At 63.9% G+C, this 16,953-nt stretch carries 19 protein-coding genes; 10 read left to right on the forward strand and 9 right to left on the reverse strand.

The features are described 5' to 3' along the window. Nucleotides 1-17: 17 nt before the first annotated feature. The 3 genes from hutG to hutI all read right to left on the reverse strand — a co-directional run bounded on the left by hutG (nt 18) and on the right by hutI (nt 3,818). Nucleotides 18-836 (reverse strand): N-formylglutamate deformylase, encoded by an 819-nt coding sequence (gene hutG, locus LB529_RS19560; protein WP_224712040.1) that lies wholly within the window; start codon nt 834-836, stop codon nt 18-20. Nucleotides 837-1,056: 220 nt separating this feature from the next. Then, a complete protein-coding gene (gene hutH / locus LB529_RS19565; protein WP_224712041.1) occupies nt 1,057-2,592 on the reverse strand; it encodes a histidine ammonia-lyase in 1,536 nt (511 codons plus the stop codon). Beyond that, nucleotides 2,589-3,818 (reverse strand): imidazolonepropionase, encoded by a 1,230-nt coding sequence (hutI, locus tag LB529_RS19570; RefSeq protein WP_224712042.1) that lies wholly within the window; start codon nt 3,816-3,818, stop codon nt 2,589-2,591. The genes hutH and hutI overlap by 4 nt, the downstream gene beginning before the upstream one ends. A gap of 97 nt (nt 3,819-3,915) precedes the next feature. On the opposite strand from hutI, the gene LB529_RS19575 reads away from it, so the two are divergent. After that, entirely contained in the window at nt 3,916-5,271 is a 1,356-nt protein-coding gene (locus LB529_RS19575) for a formimidoylglutamate deiminase (RefSeq protein WP_224712043.1), read from the forward strand. A gap of 13 nt (nt 5,272-5,284) precedes the next feature. After that, nucleotides 5,285-6,031 (forward strand): histidine utilization repressor, encoded by a 747-nt coding sequence (gene hutC, locus LB529_RS19580; protein ID WP_224712044.1) that lies wholly within the window; start codon nt 5,285-5,287, stop codon nt 6,029-6,031. A gap of 165 nt (nt 6,032-6,196) precedes the next feature. Here the strand turns inward: hutC and LB529_RS19585 are convergent, their stop codons facing one another. After that, a complete protein-coding gene (locus LB529_RS19585; protein ID WP_140697768.1) occupies nt 6,197-6,541 on the reverse strand; it encodes a RidA family protein in 345 nt (114 codons plus the stop codon). A 220-nt stretch (nt 6,542-6,761) separates the two neighbouring features. Between LB529_RS19585 and aztA the strand changes: the two genes are divergently transcribed. The 4 genes from aztA to LB529_RS19605 all read left to right on the forward strand — a co-directional run bounded on the left by aztA (nt 6,762) and on the right by LB529_RS19605 (nt 9,977). Further along, the gene (gene aztA, locus LB529_RS19590; protein WP_224712045.1) at nt 6,762-7,589 is read left to right on the forward strand and encodes a zinc ABC transporter ATP-binding protein AztA; all 828 of its coding nucleotides are present in this window, start codon (nt 6,762-6,764) and stop codon (nt 7,587-7,589) included. Next, complete coding sequence (gene aztB, locus LB529_RS19595) at nt 7,589-8,464, forward strand: zinc ABC transporter permease AztB (protein ID WP_224712108.1); 876 nt, start codon at nt 7,589-7,591, stop codon at nt 8,462-8,464. Before aztA ends, aztB begins: the two co-directional genes overlap by 1 nt. Before the next feature lie 35 nt (nt 8,465-8,499). Further along, complete coding sequence (gene aztC / locus LB529_RS19600) at nt 8,500-9,441, forward strand: zinc ABC transporter substrate-binding protein AztC (RefSeq protein WP_224632329.1); 942 nt, start codon at nt 8,500-8,502, stop codon at nt 9,439-9,441. Nucleotides 9,442-9,638: 197 nt separating this feature from the next. After that, complete coding sequence (locus LB529_RS19605; RefSeq protein WP_042646282.1) at nt 9,639-9,977, forward strand: TIGR01244 family sulfur transferase; 339 nt, start codon at nt 9,639-9,641, stop codon at nt 9,975-9,977. A gap of 155 nt (nt 9,978-10,132) precedes the next feature. Here LB529_RS19605 and LB529_RS19610 read toward each other — a convergent pair whose 3' ends face one another. Further along, the gene (locus LB529_RS19610; RefSeq protein ID WP_040986687.1) at nt 10,133-10,600 is read right to left on the reverse strand and encodes an Lrp/AsnC family transcriptional regulator; all 468 of its coding nucleotides are present in this window, start codon (nt 10,598-10,600) and stop codon (nt 10,133-10,135) included. 137 nt (nt 10,601-10,737) lie between these two features. Here LB529_RS19610 and hppD point away from each other — a divergent pair, with 137 nt between their 5' ends. The 3 genes from hppD to LB529_RS19625 all read left to right on the forward strand — a co-directional run bounded on the left by hppD (nt 10,738) and on the right by LB529_RS19625 (nt 12,522). Beyond that, complete coding sequence (gene hppD, locus LB529_RS19615) at nt 10,738-11,853, forward strand: 4-hydroxyphenylpyruvate dioxygenase (RefSeq protein WP_224712046.1); 1,116 nt, start codon at nt 10,738-10,740, stop codon at nt 11,851-11,853. Between the two features lie 70 nt (nt 11,854-11,923). Further along, nucleotides 11,924-12,148, forward strand: a complete 225-nt coding sequence (locus LB529_RS19620; protein WP_128259409.1) for a type II toxin-antitoxin system Phd/YefM family antitoxin — start codon at nt 11,924-11,926, stop codon at nt 12,146-12,148. Further along, nucleotides 12,145-12,522 carry a type II toxin-antitoxin system VapC family toxin gene (locus tag LB529_RS19625; RefSeq protein ID WP_224712047.1) on the forward strand — a complete coding sequence of 126 codons (378 nt, stop codon included), beginning with the start codon at nt 12,145-12,147 and terminating at the stop codon, nt 12,520-12,522. Before LB529_RS19620 ends, LB529_RS19625 begins: the two co-directional genes overlap by 4 nt. Here LB529_RS19625 and LB529_RS19630 read toward each other — a convergent pair. From LB529_RS19630 to hmgA, 4 genes are read right to left on the reverse strand one after another with little or no spacing between them, the layout of a single operon-like run. After that, nucleotides 12,519-13,061: a DinB family protein gene (locus LB529_RS19630; RefSeq protein ID WP_140841001.1), complete on the reverse strand. Its 543-nt coding sequence runs from the start codon at nt 13,059-13,061 to the stop codon at nt 12,519-12,521. The genes LB529_RS19625 and LB529_RS19630 overlap by 4 nt on opposite strands. A gap of 10 nt (nt 13,062-13,071) precedes the next feature. Beyond that, nucleotides 13,072-14,085: a fumarylacetoacetate hydrolase family protein gene (locus LB529_RS19635; RefSeq protein WP_224712048.1), complete on the reverse strand. Its 1,014-nt coding sequence runs from the start codon at nt 14,083-14,085 to the stop codon at nt 13,072-13,074. Further along, complete coding sequence (locus LB529_RS19640) at nt 14,082-14,981, reverse strand: MBL fold metallo-hydrolase (protein WP_224712049.1); 900 nt, start codon at nt 14,979-14,981, stop codon at nt 14,082-14,084. The genes LB529_RS19635 and LB529_RS19640 overlap by 4 nt, the downstream gene beginning before the upstream one ends. Next, nucleotides 14,978-16,291 (reverse strand): homogentisate 1,2-dioxygenase, encoded by a 1,314-nt coding sequence (gene hmgA / locus LB529_RS19645; protein WP_224601699.1) that lies wholly within the window; start codon nt 16,289-16,291, stop codon nt 14,978-14,980. The genes LB529_RS19640 and hmgA overlap by 4 nt, the downstream gene beginning before the upstream one ends. 129 nt (nt 16,292-16,420) lie before the next feature. Between hmgA and LB529_RS19650 the strand changes: the two genes are divergently transcribed. Then, nucleotides 16,421-16,864: a MarR family winged helix-turn-helix transcriptional regulator gene (locus LB529_RS19650; RefSeq protein ID WP_224712050.1), complete on the forward strand. Its 444-nt coding sequence runs from the start codon at nt 16,421-16,423 to the stop codon at nt 16,862-16,864. Nucleotides 16,865-16,953: the final 89 nt, after the last annotated feature.

A 16,953-nucleotide genomic window follows, 5' to 3' on the forward strand; every position in this document is an offset into this window, starting at 1 on the left:
AAGGCGGGCGGCGCGGGTCAGCGCCCGGCCCAGTCAATGGCGGTTTCGAGGATTGTTTTCAGCGTGGCGCGGATCGGCGCGGCATAGCTTGGGTCGTAAGGCACCGGCCAATTTTCCGGCGAACCTTTTTCCGCAGGCTCGCGCATGTAGCCACGGTTGGAGAGCTCCATCTGCAGCGCATGCACGCCGTTCCCGGGCTGGCCGAAGCTTCTGGTGATCCAGCCGCCCTTGAAGCGGCCGTTGACCACCCAGGTCTCGCCGGTCGCGGCCAGGATGGCGGCCACTTTTTCCTGCAGCACGGGATCGGTGCTCTTGCCGTCATTGGTGCCAAGGTTGAAGACCGGCAGCGTGCCGTCGAACAGGCGCGGCAGCACCGAGCGGATCGAATGGCAGTCATAGAGCACGATCTTGTCATGTATGCCGCGCAACCGGTCGATCTCGGCCTGGAGGGCGGCATGGTAAGGCTCGAAATAGGTCTCGCGGCGCTGGTCGATCTCGGATGGGCTCGGCTCCTCACCCATGCGGTAGAGCGGATCGCCGTCAAACGTGTCTGTCGGGCAAAGGGTGGTCGTCGCCTGCCCGGGATAGAGCGAAACGCCCGACGGATCGCGGTTGACGTCGATAACAGTACGCGAGATGGCGGTGTGCACGACGGTTGCGCCGAGGTCGGCGGCGAAATCATAGAGCTTGTCGATCCACCAGTCGCAATCGCGCCGCCCGAGCCAAGTCGAGACGAGGCGCGAGTCGAGGCCTGCCAGGTCGATGCCGGTGTGCGGGATCGAAACCAGCAGCGGCGCGGTGCCCTGGGTGACCGTGAGCCAACTGGGTGAGGTCATGAGAGACCTCCATACGTTGGCGCTCTACGGCGCCCCCCTCTACTCTGCCGGGCATCTCCCCCTCTTGGGGGGAGATCAGATGTCACGACGGCTTTCGCCAATTGCCTGCGTTGAAGGAAGAGCGGCGCCAAAGCCGCTGCTGATCTCCCCCCTAGAGGGGGAGATGGCCGGCAGGCCAGAGGGGGGCGCGAAGGAACTCGATCTAGCCTGGAGAGCGCTCTCACGACGCAACCCCCGGCAGCTTCACGGCACCGGCCGCATTCACCGCGGCGCCGTTGCGGACCATGGCGATCGCCTTTTCCATGTCGGGGTGGAAATGGCGATCATTGTCGAGATGCGGGACTTCGGCCCGGACCAATTTGCGCACCGCCTCCAGCGCCTCGCTGGATGCAAGCGGCGCGTGAAAATCGCAGCCTTGCGCGGCGGCCAGCAATTCGATGCCGATGACGGCGGTCGCATTCTCGATCATGCCGAGCAGCCGGCGCGCGCCGTGGGCGGCCATCGAGACATGATCTTCCTGGTTGGCCGACGTCGGAATGGAATCGACGCTCGCCGGATAGGCCTTCTGCTTGTTTTCGGAAACGAGCGCCGCCGCCGTCACCTGCGGGATCATGAAACCGGAGTTCAGACCGGGCTTCGGCGTCAGGAAGGCCGGCATGCCGGACAATGCCGGGTCGACCAGCATGGCAATGCGACGCTCCGACAGCGAGCCGATCTCGCAGACGGCAAGCGCAATCATGTCGGCGGCGAAGGCCACCGGCTCGGCGTGGAAATTGCCGCCCGAGAGCGCGGTGTCGTCCTCGGCGAAGATCAGCGGGTTGTCGGTGACGCCGTTGGCTTCCGTCTCGAGCGTGTCGGCGGCCTTGCGCAGCACGTCGAGCGCAGCGCCCATCACCTGCGGCTGGCAGCGCAGGCAGTACGGATCCTGCACGCGCTCATCGCCGACACGGTGCGATTCACGAATGGCGCTGCCGGCCATGAGATTACGCAGCGCGTCCGCCGTCTCGATCTGGCCGCGATGCTTGCGCAACAGATGGATGCGCGGGTCGAAGGGGGCGTCCGAACCCTTGGCGGCATCGGTCGACAGCGCGCCGGCGACCAGCGCCGACTGGTAAAGAACCTCGGCCTCGAACAGGCCGGCGAGCGCGAAGGCGGTGGAGAACTGCGTGCCGTTGAGCAGCGCGAGACCCTCCTTGGCGCCTAATGTCACCGCCTCCAGTCCATGCGAGACGAAGGCCACCTTGGCCGGGAACCGGCCATGCGGGGTAAAGCATTCGCCGACGCCGATCATGACGGCGGTCATATGCGAAAGCGGCGCGAGGTCGCCGGAAGCGCCGACCGAGCCTTGCGCCGGCACCACCGGAATGACGTCGTTGGCGAGCATTGCTTCCAGCAATTCTATGGTCTGAGGCCGCACGCCGGATGCGCCCTGGGCCAGGCTGGCGAGCTTCAGCGCCATCATCAGCCGCACCACGGCGACAGGCATCGGCTCGCCGACGCCGGCGGCATGCGACAGCACGATGTTGCGCTGGAGCGTTTCGAGGTCGTTTGCCGGGATGCGGACGCTGGCGAGCTTGCCGAAGCCGGTGTTGATGCCATAGACCGGCTCGCCCTTGGCGACGATGCGGGCCACCGCCTCGGCGCTGTCCCGGATCTTCGGCCGGCAGGCGGCGTCAAGCTTCGGCACGGCGCCGCGATAGATGGCGCGCCAGTCGGCAAGCGTGGCGCTGCCGGGCGTCAGGGTAAGTTCGGTCATTGTCCTCTCCAGATACGGGCATGGAGCGGGTTGAAGCCCATGCGGTAGACGAGTTCGGCCGGGCGCTCGATGTCCCAGATGGCGAGGTCGGCCGATTTGCCGGCTTCCAACGTGCCGGTCTGTTCAAGCAAGCCCAACGCCCGCGCGGCTTCGCGGGTGACGCCAGCCAGGCATTCGTCGACAGTCATGCCGAACAGCGTCGCGGCCATGTTCATGGTGAGCAGCAGCGAGGTGAGCGGCGACGTGCCGGGATTGGAGTCGGTGGCGACAGCCATCTTCACGCCGTGGCGGCGAAAAAGATCGACCGGCGGCTTCTTGGTCTCGCGGATGAAGTAGTAAGCGCCGGGCAGGATGGTCGCCACGGTGCCGGCCTTGGCCATCGCTTCGGCGCCTCCCTCGTCCGTATATTCGAGATGGTCGGCCGATAGTGCGCCATAGCGGGCGGCAAGCGCTGCGCCGTGCAGGTTGGAGAGTTGGTCGGCGTGGAGTTTTACCGGCAGGCCGAGCGCTTTCGCCTTATCGAACACGCGCGCCATTTGCTCCGGCGAGAAGGCGATGCCCTCGCAGAACCCATCGACGGCATCGGCGAGCTTTTCGGCGGCGACTTGCGGCAGGATCGTGCCGGCGACGAGATCGATGAAGGCGTCCTTGTCGCCCTTGGCTTCCGGCGGCAGGGCGTGGGCGGCGAGACAAGTGGTGCGGATCGTCACCGGACGCTCACCGGCCAGACGGCGGGCTGCGCGCAGCGACTTCTTCTCATTATCGGCATCAAGGCCGTAGCCGGACTTGATCTCGACGGTGGTGACGCCTTCGGCGATCAGCGCGTCGAGCCGCGGCAGCGTCTGGGCGACGAGTTCGTCCTCGCTTGCGGCGCGCAGCGACTTGACCGAGGAGACGATGCCGCCGCCGGCGCGTGCCACTTCCTCATATGTGGCGCCGTCCAGCCGCATCTCGAACTCATTGGCGCGGTTTCCCGCATAGACAAGATGCGTGTGACAGTCGATCAGGCCGGGGGTGATCCAGCGTCCAGCGCAATCGACGGTCTCGGCGCCCTGCCCGGCCGCAGCCGGCATGTCGGCTTCGGAGCCGGCATAGACGATAAGCCCGTCACGCGCGGCGACCGCGCCTTTCTCGACGATGCCGAGACCGGCCGCACCCTCGGCCATGGTCGCCAGGCGCGCATTGCGCCAAACCCGATGGCCGCTCCTGTTGTTTGCTCCACCCATCATCTTTTCCATTTGAAAGGATGCTGATTATGTATATACATATTGAAACGCGACGCAAGCAATATCGTCGCTCACGCATCGAGATTTGGAGACGCAGGTGACGGCGATCTTTGCGGAACAGGCGCTTCTGCCCGAGGGCTGGCAAAGCAATGTGAGGATCACTTTCGACGGCAGCCGCATCTCGAAGGTCGAGGCCAGCGCTTCCGTGCAAGCCGGCGACGAGCGCCATGCCATCGTCGTGCCCGGCATGCCCAATTTGCACAGCCACGCCTTCCAGCGCGGCATGGCGGGTCTGGCCGAATTGCGCGGCCCTTCGGCCGACAGTTTCTGGAGCTGGCGCGAGGTGATGTACCGCTGCGCGCTGTCGATGACGCCGGACCAGGTCGAGGCTGTGGCGGCGCAGCTTTATGTCGAAATGCTGGAGGCCGGTTTTTCGCGCGTCGGCGAGTTTCATTATCTGCATCACGACCGCGACGGGCAGCCTTATGCCAATATCGCTGAGATGGCAGAGCGGATCTCGGCTGCCGCCTCAGACACCGGCATTGGTCTGACGCTGCTGCCGGTTTTTTACGCCCATTCGTCCTTCGGCGGCGCGGCTCCCAACCAGGGCCAGCGGCGATTCATCAATGATGTCGACCGCTTCGCACGTCTGCTTGAGAAAAGCCGCGAGGGGGTTCATTCGCTGGAGCAGGCCGTCATCGGCGTTGCGCCGCACAGCCTGCGCGCCGCGACGCCGGATGAGCTCGATGCGGTCGTCGCGATGGCGCCGGACGGACCGATCCATATCCATGTCGCCGAGCAGATGAAGGAAGTCGAGGATTGCGTTTCCTGGTCGGGCAAGCGTCCGGTCGAATTCCTGCTCGCCAACGCCAAAGTGGACAATCGCTGGTGCCTGATCCACGCCACCCATATGACCGAGGCCGAGACGATTGCCATGGCCCGGACCGGTGCCGTCGCCGGGCTCTGTCCGATCACCGAAGCCAATCTCGGCGATGGCACTTTTGCGGCACCTTTGTTTATCGAGCATGGCGGCCGCTTTGGGGTCGGCTCCGATTCCAACGTGCTGATCGGCCTGCCGGACGAGCTTCGGCAGCTCGAATATTCGCAGCGCCTCGCCCATCGCGCCCGCAACGTGCTGGCCCGCGCCGGCGGCTCGACGGGGCGTGCCCTGTGCGATGCTTCGCTCGACGGCGGCAGCCAGGCGCTCGGCGCCGGCCAGTCGCGGATTATCGCCGGCGGCCCCGCCGATTTGGTCTCGCTCGACGCTGGCCATCCTTCGCTTGCCGGCAAGGCTGGCGACGCGATCCTCGACGCCTGGATTTTCGCCAATGGCAGCAAGGTCGATTGCGTGTGGGTGCATGGCAAAAAGCAGGTCAGCGGCGGCAGGCATGCGAAGCGCGAGGCGGTCGCCAAGCGGTTCCGCGAAGTCATGACAGCATTGTCGCAGGCCTGAACAGGAACATCCGATGAGCCTGGTCGAGACAGACGATGTCGAGGGCGGCGAGATCCTCTCGTTGCATCAGCGCATCCTGTCGGACATTCGCGAGAAGATCCTGTCGGGCGCCTGGGCGCCGGGCCATCGCATCCCCTTCGAGCACGAGCTGACCGCTCACTACAATTGCTCGCGCATGACGGTGAACAAGGCGCTGTCGCAGTTGGCCAAGGCCGGGCTGATCGAGCGCCGCCGCCGCTCAGGCAGTTTCGTGCGCCAGCCGCAGTCGCAGGCGGCGGTGCTTGAGCTGCATGACATCCGGATCGAGGTCGAGGCGCTCGGCCTGGCCTATCGCTATGAGCGACTGGAACGCTTCAAGCGGCGCAGTGGCGCCGAGGACCGTGCGCGTCTCGGGCTTTCCGCGCCGGGTCCGGTGCTGGCGCTGGAGGGCCTGCATTTTGCCGGCGAACGTCCGTTCGCGCTAGAGCAGCGCCTGATCAATCTTTCAGCGGTGGCCGAGGCAGCCGAGGAGGAATTTCTCGACATCGCGCCGGGCCCGTGGCTGATCGGCCGCGTTCCGTGGAGCGAGGCCGAGCACCGCATCCGCGCCATGGCCGCCGACGAGACGATCGCCGATGCGCTGGATATCGACGTGGGCGCGCCCTGCCTGGTGGTCGAACGCCGCACCTGGAGCGCCGAGCATCCGGTGACCCATGTACGGTTCATCTATCCGGCGGAGAGCCACACGCTGGTGGCGCGGTTTACCCCATCACAGGGGTGAGCTCTTCTCCTTCTCCCCTTGCGGGAGAAGGTGGGTCGGCGCGCAGCGCCGAGACGGATGAGGGGTGTTCCAGCGGAGTGAGACGCTGGCATTCCCTGGAGCACCCCTCATCCGGCCGCTTCGCGGCCACCTTCTCCCACAAGGGGAGAAGGGAAAGTCGGCGCCTCAGATCGCCGCAGTCACAATAATCTCGACCAGATATTCCGGGGCGGCGAGCTTGGCTTCGCCGGTGGCGCGTGCCGGGGTATGGCCTTGCGGCACCCACTTGTCCCATTCCGAGTTCATTTCGGCGAAGGTGCCCATGTCGGCCAGCCAGATGATCGCCTGGACGATCTTGGTCTTGTCGGTGCCGGCCTTGGCGAGCAATTCGTCGATGGTCTTGAGGATGTCGCGGGTCTGCGAGGCGACGTTGCCGCCGGGCTCGCCGACCTGGCCGGCCAGATAGACGGTGTTGCCATGGATGACGATCTGGCTCATGCGCGGGCCGACATCGATGCGACGAATGCTCATTGGAGGTTCCTTCGTTGTGGGACTCGCTGCTCTTTAGAGTCCGGGCGGACGCGGAGCAAGGCCGGCGGACGCGAAACCAATTGAGCCAAGTGTCCGGTCTCTGCCGCCCACCTACACGGCGAGTTGACCGGTCGTGACACAATTGCGCCAGCCTGGCGTGTTGACTAATGTAATAACATCACATATCGACAGCTCGCTCGATTTCGCGGACCGCCGCCCGATGACCAATGCCTGCCTGACTTTCCGCGACCTGACGCTGGGCTACAACAGCCACGCGGCCATCCATCATTTGAACGGCACCGTCCGCAAAGGTTCGCTAACCGCGGTGGTCGGCGCCAACGGCTCGGGCAAATCGACGCTGATGAAGGGCATCGTCGGCGTGCTGAAGCCGATGGAAGGCGCGGTGGTTCGCATGCCGGGTGTCCGCACCGCCTATCTTCCGCAGCAGTCGGAGCTCGACCGCTCCTTTCCGGCGCGCGTCGTCGATCTGGTCTCGCTCGGCCTATGGCCAAAGCGCGGCATGCTCGGGCGCTACACCAAAGAGGACCGAGAATCCGTCAGCAAGGCGCTGATGGCGGTCGGGCTCGGCGGCTTCGAGAAGCGGCCGATCGACACGCTGTCCGGCGGCCAGCTGCAGCGCACGCTGTTTGCCCGCGTGCTGTTGCAGGACGCCGACCTCATCCTGCTCGACGAGCCGTTCAACGCGGTCGACTCCAAGACCGTGGGCGATCTCATCCAGTTGATAAAGCGCTGGCATGGCGAGGAGCGCACGATCATGGTCGTGATTCACGACCTCGACCTGGTGCGGCAGAATTTCCCCGAGACGCTGCTGCTTGCCCGCCAGCCCGTTGCCTGGGGTGACACCAAGGAAACGCTGCGGCCGGAAAATCTGCTCAAGGCAAGGCGCTTCCACGAGGCGTGGGAAGAAAATGCGCCGTGGTGCGAGCCGAGTGAGCATGAACACAGCCATGATCACGCGCACGATCATGATCATGGGCATGACCACCGACACGACCATCATCACGGCTCCGGACCGAGGGCGGCATGATGGATTTCCTCTACGGCCTGTTCATCGCGCCCTTCGCCGACTTCGCCTTCATGCAGCGGGCGCTGTTCGGCTCGCTGATGCTGTCGCTCGGCGCCTGCCCGGTCGGCGTCTTCCTGATGCTTAGGCGCATGAGCCTGTCCGGCGACGCGATGGCGCATGCCATCCTGCCGGGCGCCGCCGCCGGCTTCCTGCTTTATGGCCTCGAAATCCTGCCGATGACCGTCGGCGGGCTGATCGCCGGCATCATCGTCGCGCTCGGCGCTGGCGCCGTCTCTCGCTTCACCATCCAGCGCGAGGACGCCTCCATGGCGGCCTTCTATCTCATCTCGCTTGCCGTCGGCGTGCTGATGGTGTCGGTCCGCGGCTCCAGCGTCGACCTGATGCATGTGCTGTTCGGCACGGTGCTGGCGCTCAACGATGAGGCGCTCATCCTGATCGGCGGAATCGTGGCGGTGACGCTCGCCTGTCTCGCCATCTTCTGGCGCGCGCTTGTCGCCGAGTGCCTCGACCCGCTGTTCCTGCGCTCGGTGAGCCGCATGGGCAGCCCGGTGCATTTCATTTTCTTGGGCCTTGTCGTGCTCAACCTCGTCGGCGGCTTCCAGGCGTTGGGCACGCTGCTGTCGGTCGGACTGATGATGCTGCCTGCCGCCGCGGCCCGCTTCTGGACGGCGCGCGTGGAGCCGATGTGCGCGCTCGCCGTGCTGATCGGCTTCGCCTCCTGCATCGCCGGGCTGCTCTTGTCCTATCACGCCTCGTTGCCTTCCGGTCCGGCGATCATCCTTTCGTCCGGCGTCGTCTATTTCTGCTCGATCCTGTTCGGCACGCGCGGCGTGCTGCGCGCCCGCATCGTGCATCACCGGCACCGCACCGCCTGACCCTCATTCCCACCCCTTAAAAGGAGACGTTGCCAATGCTGAAATCCTTCCGAGCCGCCCTGGCGTTGAGCGTTATAACATTAAGCGCCTTCGCAACCTCGTCAGCCTTCGCGGTGCCGCTCAAGGTCGTGGCGAGCTTCACTGTGATTGCCGACTTCGCGAAAAATGTCGGCGGCGACCGGGTTAACATCACCACCATTGTCGGGCCGGACGGCGACGCGCATGTCTATGAGCCGAGCCCGGCGGACGCGGTGGCGATGGCCAAAGCCGATGTCGTGCTGGTCAACGGCCTGCATTTCGAGGGTTTCCTGCAGCGCCTGGTCGACGCCAGCGCCACCAAGGCCGCGATCGTGACGCTGACCAAGGGCGTGACGCCGATCGACTTCAAGCCGGAATTCGCCGATGCGGACGCCGCCGAAGGTGCTGGCACCGGCGGCGGCAAGACCGTCACCGATCCGCATGCCTTCCAGTCGATCGCCAACGCCAAGATCTATGTGAAGAACATCGCCGACGCGTTCTGCACGGCCGATAGCGCAGGCTGCGACAGCTACACGGCCAATGCCGCCGCCTATATTGCCAAGCTCGATGGGCTGGAGGGCGAGGTGAAGGCGGCGATCCAGTCGATCCCGGAAGCCAAGCGCGTGGTCATCACCTCGCATGATGCCTTCGGCTATTTCGAACATGAATACGGGCTGACCTTCCTCGCGCCGGAAGGCATCTCGACCGAATCCGAGCCCTCGGCGGCCGATGTCGCCAAGCTGGTTAGCCAAGTGAAGCAGGACAAGGCGGCGGCGATCTTCGTGGAAAACATCACCAATCCGCGGCTCATCGAGCAGATCGCCGGCGAGACCGGCATCAAGGTCGGCGGCACGCTCTATTCGGACGCGCTGTCTCAGCCCGATGGTCCCGCCTCGACCTATATCGACATGATGCACAACAACATCACGCAGATCAAAGGCGCGATCCTCGGCAGCTGAGCGGCGAGGCGTCAACCGGCCCGGCATCTTGGGTTGCCGCAGCGTCCATTACGTATCCAAGAGGTACGCGGCGCTGCGGGAGCCGGTTGGATTTTCCGGCGCACATTCTCTATTTGGCAGAGAAATCCGCTCGTACGGATTGCCGCTCATGCCCCGGGGTGGCATGACTGCGCCAAAGAGATTGCGAGGACCACATCATGGAATACCGCCAGATCAGCGACGACTATTCGGTCTCCGGCCAGATCCAGCCGCAGGATATTGCCGCCATCAAGGACGCCGGCTTCAAAAGCGTGATCTGCAACCGGCCGGACGACGAGCAGCCGGGCCAGCCTTCGGCCGATAGCGTCAAGGCAGCGGCCGAGGCGGCCGGCCTTGCCTTCCGCTATATCCCGGTCATCAGCGGCCAGATCACCATGGACAATGTCGAGGACCAGGCCGCCGCGCTCGACGAGCTCGAAGGCCCGGTCTTCGCCTATTGCCGCTCAGGCGCGCGCTGCACCAACCTTTACGGACTGATCCAGCAGCAGCGGGGGTGACGGATTTGCCGCGAAAGTGTGCTGAGATTCAGGTCAGGCCGAGCCGAAAATGGTGGCTTCCGAGAACCGGAGCGGAGCGTACTTAAAGTACGTGAGCACCGGAAGCGCAGGAAGCCGCCATTTGCAGGCCGGCCTCACCTGAATATCGGCACACTTTAAATCGGCAGCGCGCCGGTCTCCTTCAGCGTCTCCAGCACGATCGCGGTCTTCACGTGCTGCACGGATTCGTGCGGCAGGAGCACGCCGTTGACGAATTCGGACAACGACTTGAGATCGGGCGTCACCACCTTCAGAATGTAGTCCATCTCGCCGGTCAGCGCGTGCGCCTCCTGCACTTCGGGCAGGCGGGCGACCAGCTCGCCGAAGCGGCGGGCGTTGTCGCGATTGTGGGTGGCTAACGTCACCGAGATGACGTTGACCAGCGAAAAGCCCAGACGGTCGCGGTCGAGCACGGCACGGTAGCCCTTGATATAGCCGTCTTCCTCGAGCCGCAGACGGCGACGCGAGCATTGCGAGGGCGACAGGTTCACGCGCTCCGCCAGATCGTTGTTGGTGAATCGCGCATCATCCTGCAAAAGTGCCATTATCTTGCGGTCAAATTGATCAAGTCGCGCATCGTCCATGAATTTTTCCCTGTTCATGCACAAATTGCGCACATGATGAGCATTTCAAGCGGTTGAATGCAAGCACCGTGCGGACACTGCGCGCTATCATCGTTGAAATTGGCCAAGCACGGCCGCGACAGTTTTCGGAGGACTCCATGGGCCCCTTCCCGCACGACGCCCCGCCCGCCAAGATCAACAAGCAAAACCCAGCCGGCACCGACGGTTTCGAGTTCGTCGAGTTCGCGCATTCGGAGCCCGAAAAGCTCGCCGATTTGTTCACCCGCATGGGTTATGTCGCGGTCGCAAGACACCGCAGCAAGGACATCACCGTCTGGCGCCAGGGCGACATCAACTATGTCGTCAATGCCGAGCCCGGCTCGCATGCGATGAAGTTCGTTGAAAAGCACGGCCCCTGCGCCGCCTCGATGGCGTGGCGCGTGGTCGATGCCAAACATGCCTTCGACCATGCCGTCTCAAAGGGTGCCACGCCCTATGAGGGAAGCGACAAAGCGCTCGACGTGCCGGCGATCGTCGGCATTGGCGGCTCGCTGCTTTATTTCATCGAAGGCTATGGCGAAAAAGGCTCAGCTTATGACGCCGAGTTCGAGTGGCTGGGCGAGCGCGACCCGAAGCCCGAAGGCGTCGGCTTCTATTATCTCGACCACCTCACCCACAACGTCTATCGCGGCAACATGGACAAATGGTGGGATTTCTACCGCGATCTGTTCGGCTTCAAGCAGATCCATTTCTTCGACATCGACGGTAAGATCACCGGCCTTGTCAGCCGCGCCATCACCTCGCCCTGCGGCAAGATCCGCATTCCGCTGAATGAGTCCAAGGACGAGACCAGCCAGATCGCCGAGTATCTGAAGAAGTACAATGGCGAGGGCATCCAGCACATCGCGGTCGGCACCGATGCGATCTACGAGGCCACCGACAAGCTCGCCGCCAACGGGCTGAAATTCATGCCCGGCCCGCCCGACACTTATTATGAGATGTCGCATGAGCGCGTGCACGGCCACGACGAGCCGATCGAGCGCATGAAGAAGCACGGCATCCTGATCGACGGCGAAGGCGTCGTCGACGGCGGCACGACCAAGATCCTGCTGCAGATCTTTTCCAAAACCGTGATCGGCCCGATCTTCTTCGAGTTCATCCAGCGCAAGGGCGACGAAGGTTTTGGCGAAGGCAATTTCCGCGCGCTCTTCGAGTCGATCGAGCAGGACCAGATCAAGCGCGGCGTTATCAAGCTGGGCGGCAAGGCGGCTTAGACGATCCGATTCGGATAGCTTGCGATGCGATCAATTATGACCTAAATTATGGTCATAAAGGATCGCATCCATGAATGTCTCCATCGCCGAAGCCAAGGCCAAATTGTCGGAACTCGTAAGCCGCGCCGAAGCCGGCGAGGAGATTGTGCTTACGCGCCATGGCAAGGTTGCCGCGCGTATTGTACCTCCAGAGGTGGTCGAGCCGCTTCCGCGTATCGGCGCCCTGAAAGGGAAGATATGGATTGCGGACGACTTTGACGAACTCGGTCCCGAATGGGACGAGTACGTCAAATGACGCCAGGTCCGTTTCTCGCCGATACGCACATTATCCTCTGGTCGATTTCGGACGACCGACGTCTCAGCGAACAGCACCGCGCCATCCTGAACTCGGAAGCCATGGTGTTCGCGAGCGCGGCAAGCGTTTGGGAAATCGCCATCAAACGGTCAATTGGAAAACTTCAGGCGCCAGATGACCTGCCGGGATTGCTTCCGAGGATGCGATTTCAGCCCCTCGCCGTTACCTTGCAGCATGCGCACGCCGTCGGCGACTTACCTCCGCACCACGGCGATCCATTCGATAGGTTGCTGATTGCGCAAGCACAGGTGGAGAACCTGACCATCCTGACATCCGACTCGCATTTCGCTCGATACAGCATTGCGCTTGCCTAACTTTCCAGCCCTAGCCGCTCGACCTCGTCCTTCCTCAGCTTGACGTCGTAGTCGAGCAGAAACTCATCCAATTGCGGCGGCGCCACCGAAGTGCCGGAGAGCATCGCATGCACTTGGCCGCGATGGTGAATGTCGTGCAGGAAGACGTGGGCGAGAATGTCGCCGATCCGTTCGGGGATCATGCCGTCCTCGCGCCGGTCGGTGACGACGCGCCGGTCGAGATCGGCTTCCGACAGGCCGTCGCAGAAAGCGATGAGCTTGCGGTCGAAATCAGCCTGTGCCGCTGCCAGGCTTGCGGCGGCGTCTAACGGTATGAAGTCGTCGTAAGCCGCGGCACCCATGCCGCCATCGGTCAGGAAGTCGAAATAGAGAAGGTCGACCGCCAAGATGTGATTGAGCGTCTCCCTGATCGAAGGGAAGAAGCTGACGCGCCCGGCCTCGAACTCGCCGGGCTTGAGCGCGAGCACCGCGCGGTAGAGCCGGTCGTTCGACCACAGATTGTTGCGGGCCATGCGGCGCAGGTGCTCGAGCAAGGTCACCGTCGGGTTCTCACCCCCCGTATTTCTCGACCTTCTGCTCGATGGCGCCGAAGATCGAATGGCCGGCCTTGTCCTTCATCTCGATGCGCACGGTGTCGCCAAAACGCAGGAAGGGCGTTTTCGGTTCGCCGGACTCGAGGGTTTCGATCATGCGCAGCTCGGCGATGCAGGAATAGCCGGCGCCGCCGGCCGAGACGGGTTTGCCCGGCCCGCCGTTCAGCTTGTTGGAGACGGTTCCGGAGCCGATGATGGTTCCGGCGGCGAGCGGCCGGGTCTTTGCGGCATGCGCGATCAGCGTTGGGAAATCGAAGGTCATGTCGACGCCCGCATTGGCGCGGCCGAACGGCTTGCCGTTGACGTCGACCAGCAGCGAGAGATTGACCTTGCCGCCGTCCCAGGCATCGCCCAGTTCATCCGGCGTGACCGCGACCGGCGAGAAGGCCGAAGAGGGTTTCGATTGGAAGAAGCCAAACCCTTTTGCCAGTTCCGGCCCGGTGACGGCGCGCAGCGTGACGTCGTTGACCAGCATGACGAGGCGGATTGCCTCCTTCGCTTCTTCCAGACTGGCGCCCATCGGCACATCGTCGACGATGACCGCGACCTCGGCCTCCATGTCGATGCCGAAGGCCTCGTCGGCCATGCGGATCGGGTCGCGCGGCGCAACGAAGGAGTCCGAGCCGCCCTGGTAGATCAGCGGGTCGGTCCAGAAGCTTGCCGGCATCTCCGCGCCGCGTGCCTTCCGCACCAGCTCGACATGGTTCACATAGGCGGAGCCGTCCGCCCATTGATAGGCGCGCGGCAGCGGGGAATGCGCGTCGTGCTCATGGAAACGCGCCGAGGGAACCGCGTTGGTCTCAAGCGATTCGGCCATGGCCGCCAGATGCGGCGCAATGCGGCGCCAATCGTCGAGCGCAGCCTGCAGCGTCGGCACCAGGAAGGAAGCGTCGGTGAACCGCGTCAGATCGCGCGAGACCACGACCAGTTTTCCGTCGCGCGTCCCGTTCTTCAATGTGGCAAGCTTCATGCGGTTTCCTCTCCTGAAGCGGCCTTCTGACCGCCTAGCCCCACAACAAGGCCGTCGCGGGCAATCGTCAAGTCGCCGGACCAAGTTTTCCTGACGGCGTCGATCCAGTCGTCCTCGCCGATCGCCGGATCGTCGGCTGGAATGAGATGGTTGAGCACCAGCCGCTTCACCCCGGCATCGCTGGCGATGCGGCCTGCTTCGTCGGCAAAACTGTGGCTGGCTAGGAGATGCTCGCGCAGCCGCGCGCCGTTGCCGGTCCGGGCGACCAGTCGCTCCACGCCTTCCTCCAGCATGGCCTCATGGACGAGGATGTCGGCAGCTTTGGCAAACTCAGCCAGTGGCGGAAAGAAGGCAGTGTCGGCGGAAAACACCACGCTCTTGCCGCCCTGCTCGAAACGCAGCGCAAAACAGTCGGTGACCGGCGGATGGTCGACGCGCAACGAAGTCACCGTCAGACCTCGCTCGTCCAGAATCGAGCCTTCGCCGAACTCCTCGACCGTGATCAGGTCGCGGATGTCCGGCCTGCCTTCGTCGATGATGCGGATCTCGATGTCGAACTCCATCGCCTGGCAGAAGCATTGCCAGTAATGCCCCGTGCCGGGTGGGCCAAAAACGGTCACCGGCGTCGCCAGACCCGCCGTCCAGGCCGTGTGGATCAGCGGCCCGAGTTCCAGAACGTGGTCCGAATGAACGTGCGTGACGAAGATCAGATCGAGCGCTTTGAGGCTGACGCCGGCATCAGTCAGCGCACGCGTGACGCCAAGTCCGCAATCGACGACGATGGTGCGCCCGCCGATTTCAAGCAGCGACGAACTCGGCCAGGGTCCGCCTGGCCGGACTGCCGGGCCACCCTTGGAGCCGAGCAGGACGAGCCGGTCCACGTTTTCGGTATTCAAGACCAGTCGCCTTCCGGGGTGCCGTTGAAACGCTTCTTCAGGTCGGCCCAGCAGTCGATGTAGTTCTCCTGCAAGGTGCCGAGCTCGGCGGCGTAGCGCGTCAGCATCTGCGGAAAGCGCGTCTCGAACATGAAGGCCATGGTGTTGTCGAGCTTGACCGGCTTCAGGTCGGCGCGCGTCGCCTTCTCGAAGCCGGAAGCATCCGGGCCATGCGCCAGCATCTGGTTGTGCAGGCTGATGCCGCCGGGCACGAAACCTTCCTCCTTGGCGTCGTACTGGCCATGGATCAGGCCCATGAACTCGCTCATGATGTTACGATGGTACCAGGGCGGCCGGAACGTATTTTCGGCCACCAGCCAGCGCGGCGGGAAGATGACGAAGTCGACATTGGCCGTGCCCTCCTCGCCGCTCGGCGCCGTCAGCACGGTGAAGATCGATGGATCGGGGTGGTCGAACAGGATGGCGCCGACGGGCGAAAACGTCGCCAGATCATATTTGTAGGGCGCGTAGTTGCCATGCCAGGCGACGACGTCGAGCGGCGAATGGCCGAGTTCGGTAATGTGGAAGGCGCCGCACCATTTGACGATCAGCCGGCAGGGCGTCTCCTTCTCCTCGAACCAGGCGCAGGGCGTTTTGAAATCGCGCGGATTGGCCAGGCAATTGGCGCCGATCGGGCCGCGGTCGGGCATGGTGAACTTGGCGCCGTAATTCTCGCAGACATAGCCGCGCGCCTCCTTGTCGGCGAGCTCGACCTTGAAGACGAGGCCGCGCGGCAGCACCGCGATCTCGCCGGGGCGAAGCTCAATCACCCCCATCTCGGTGACGAAGCGCAGCGCGCCCACCTGCGGCACGACCAGCAATTCGCCGTCGGCGTTGAAGAAATGGTCGTCCACCATCGACCGGTTGGCGACATAGACATGCGCTGCCATGCCCGACTGGCCAACCGCATCGCCGGCCGTGGTGAAGGTCCGCATGCCGGAAATGAAGTCGGTCGGCTCGGTCGGCATCGGCGTCGGGTTCCAGCGGTATTGGCCGAGCGCCAGCTCGTGGTCGCCGATATTGGGGCCTGTCTTCCACAAGGGGTAGCTGGCGCCCTTGAATCGGCCGGTGTGCTTTACGCTCGGGCGAATTCGATAAAGCCAGGAGCGCTCGTTGGTGCCGCGCGGCGCGGTGAAGGGCGAGCCCGAAAGCTGCTCGGCATAGAGGCCGTAGGCCGGCCGCTGCGGCGAGTTGCGGCCCTGCGGCAGCGATCCGGGCAGCGTCTCGGTCTCGAAGTCATTGCCGAAACCCGGCATGTAGGAAAAGCCCATCCGATCCTCCCTGATCCGACTTGCAAGCTTCAAGAATTTGGCCTGCAGGCGATGTTGACCAAACTGGTTTCATTTGTAACCATCGAAAATGTAACTATCAACGACCACGATGCATCCCGGGAGCGCTTCATGGAACCGGATATCCTCGAGTTGGAAAGCTTCCTGCCCTACCGGCTCTACCGGCTTGCCGACACCGTCAGCCGCGAGTTCTCGCGCATCTACAAGGAGCGCCACGGCCTGACACGGCCGGAATGGCGCACGCTCTCCGGGCTGGGTGAACGCGGAACGATGACGGCGACGGAACTCGGCGAACAATCGGCCATGCACAAGACGAAGGTGTCGCGGGCAGTGGCGGAGTTGGAACGGCGACGCTGGCTGACACGCACGCCGGATGAGAGCGACCGGCGTGTCGAGCATCTGGCGCTGAGCAAGGCAGGGCTCGCCGCCTATCGCGAAATGGTGCCGCTGGCGAAGGCGTTTGAAAGGGAACTGCTGGGGAGGCTGAGTGTGGAGGAGCGGGTGGCGATTGCGAGGGGGGTGGCTGCGCTGGAAGGGGCGTTATCCGCAACGTAGCGATCCTTCACACCCCCCTCTGTCCTGCCGGACATCCCCCCCGCAAGGGGGGAGATCGGACTTCGCGAAGACTTTCGCCAATCTCATCC

The organism is Mesorhizobium sp. CA5, assembly GCF_020165105.1.
In the GTDB taxonomy this organism is placed as follows: Bacteria; Pseudomonadota; Alphaproteobacteria; order Rhizobiales; family Rhizobiaceae; genus Mesorhizobium.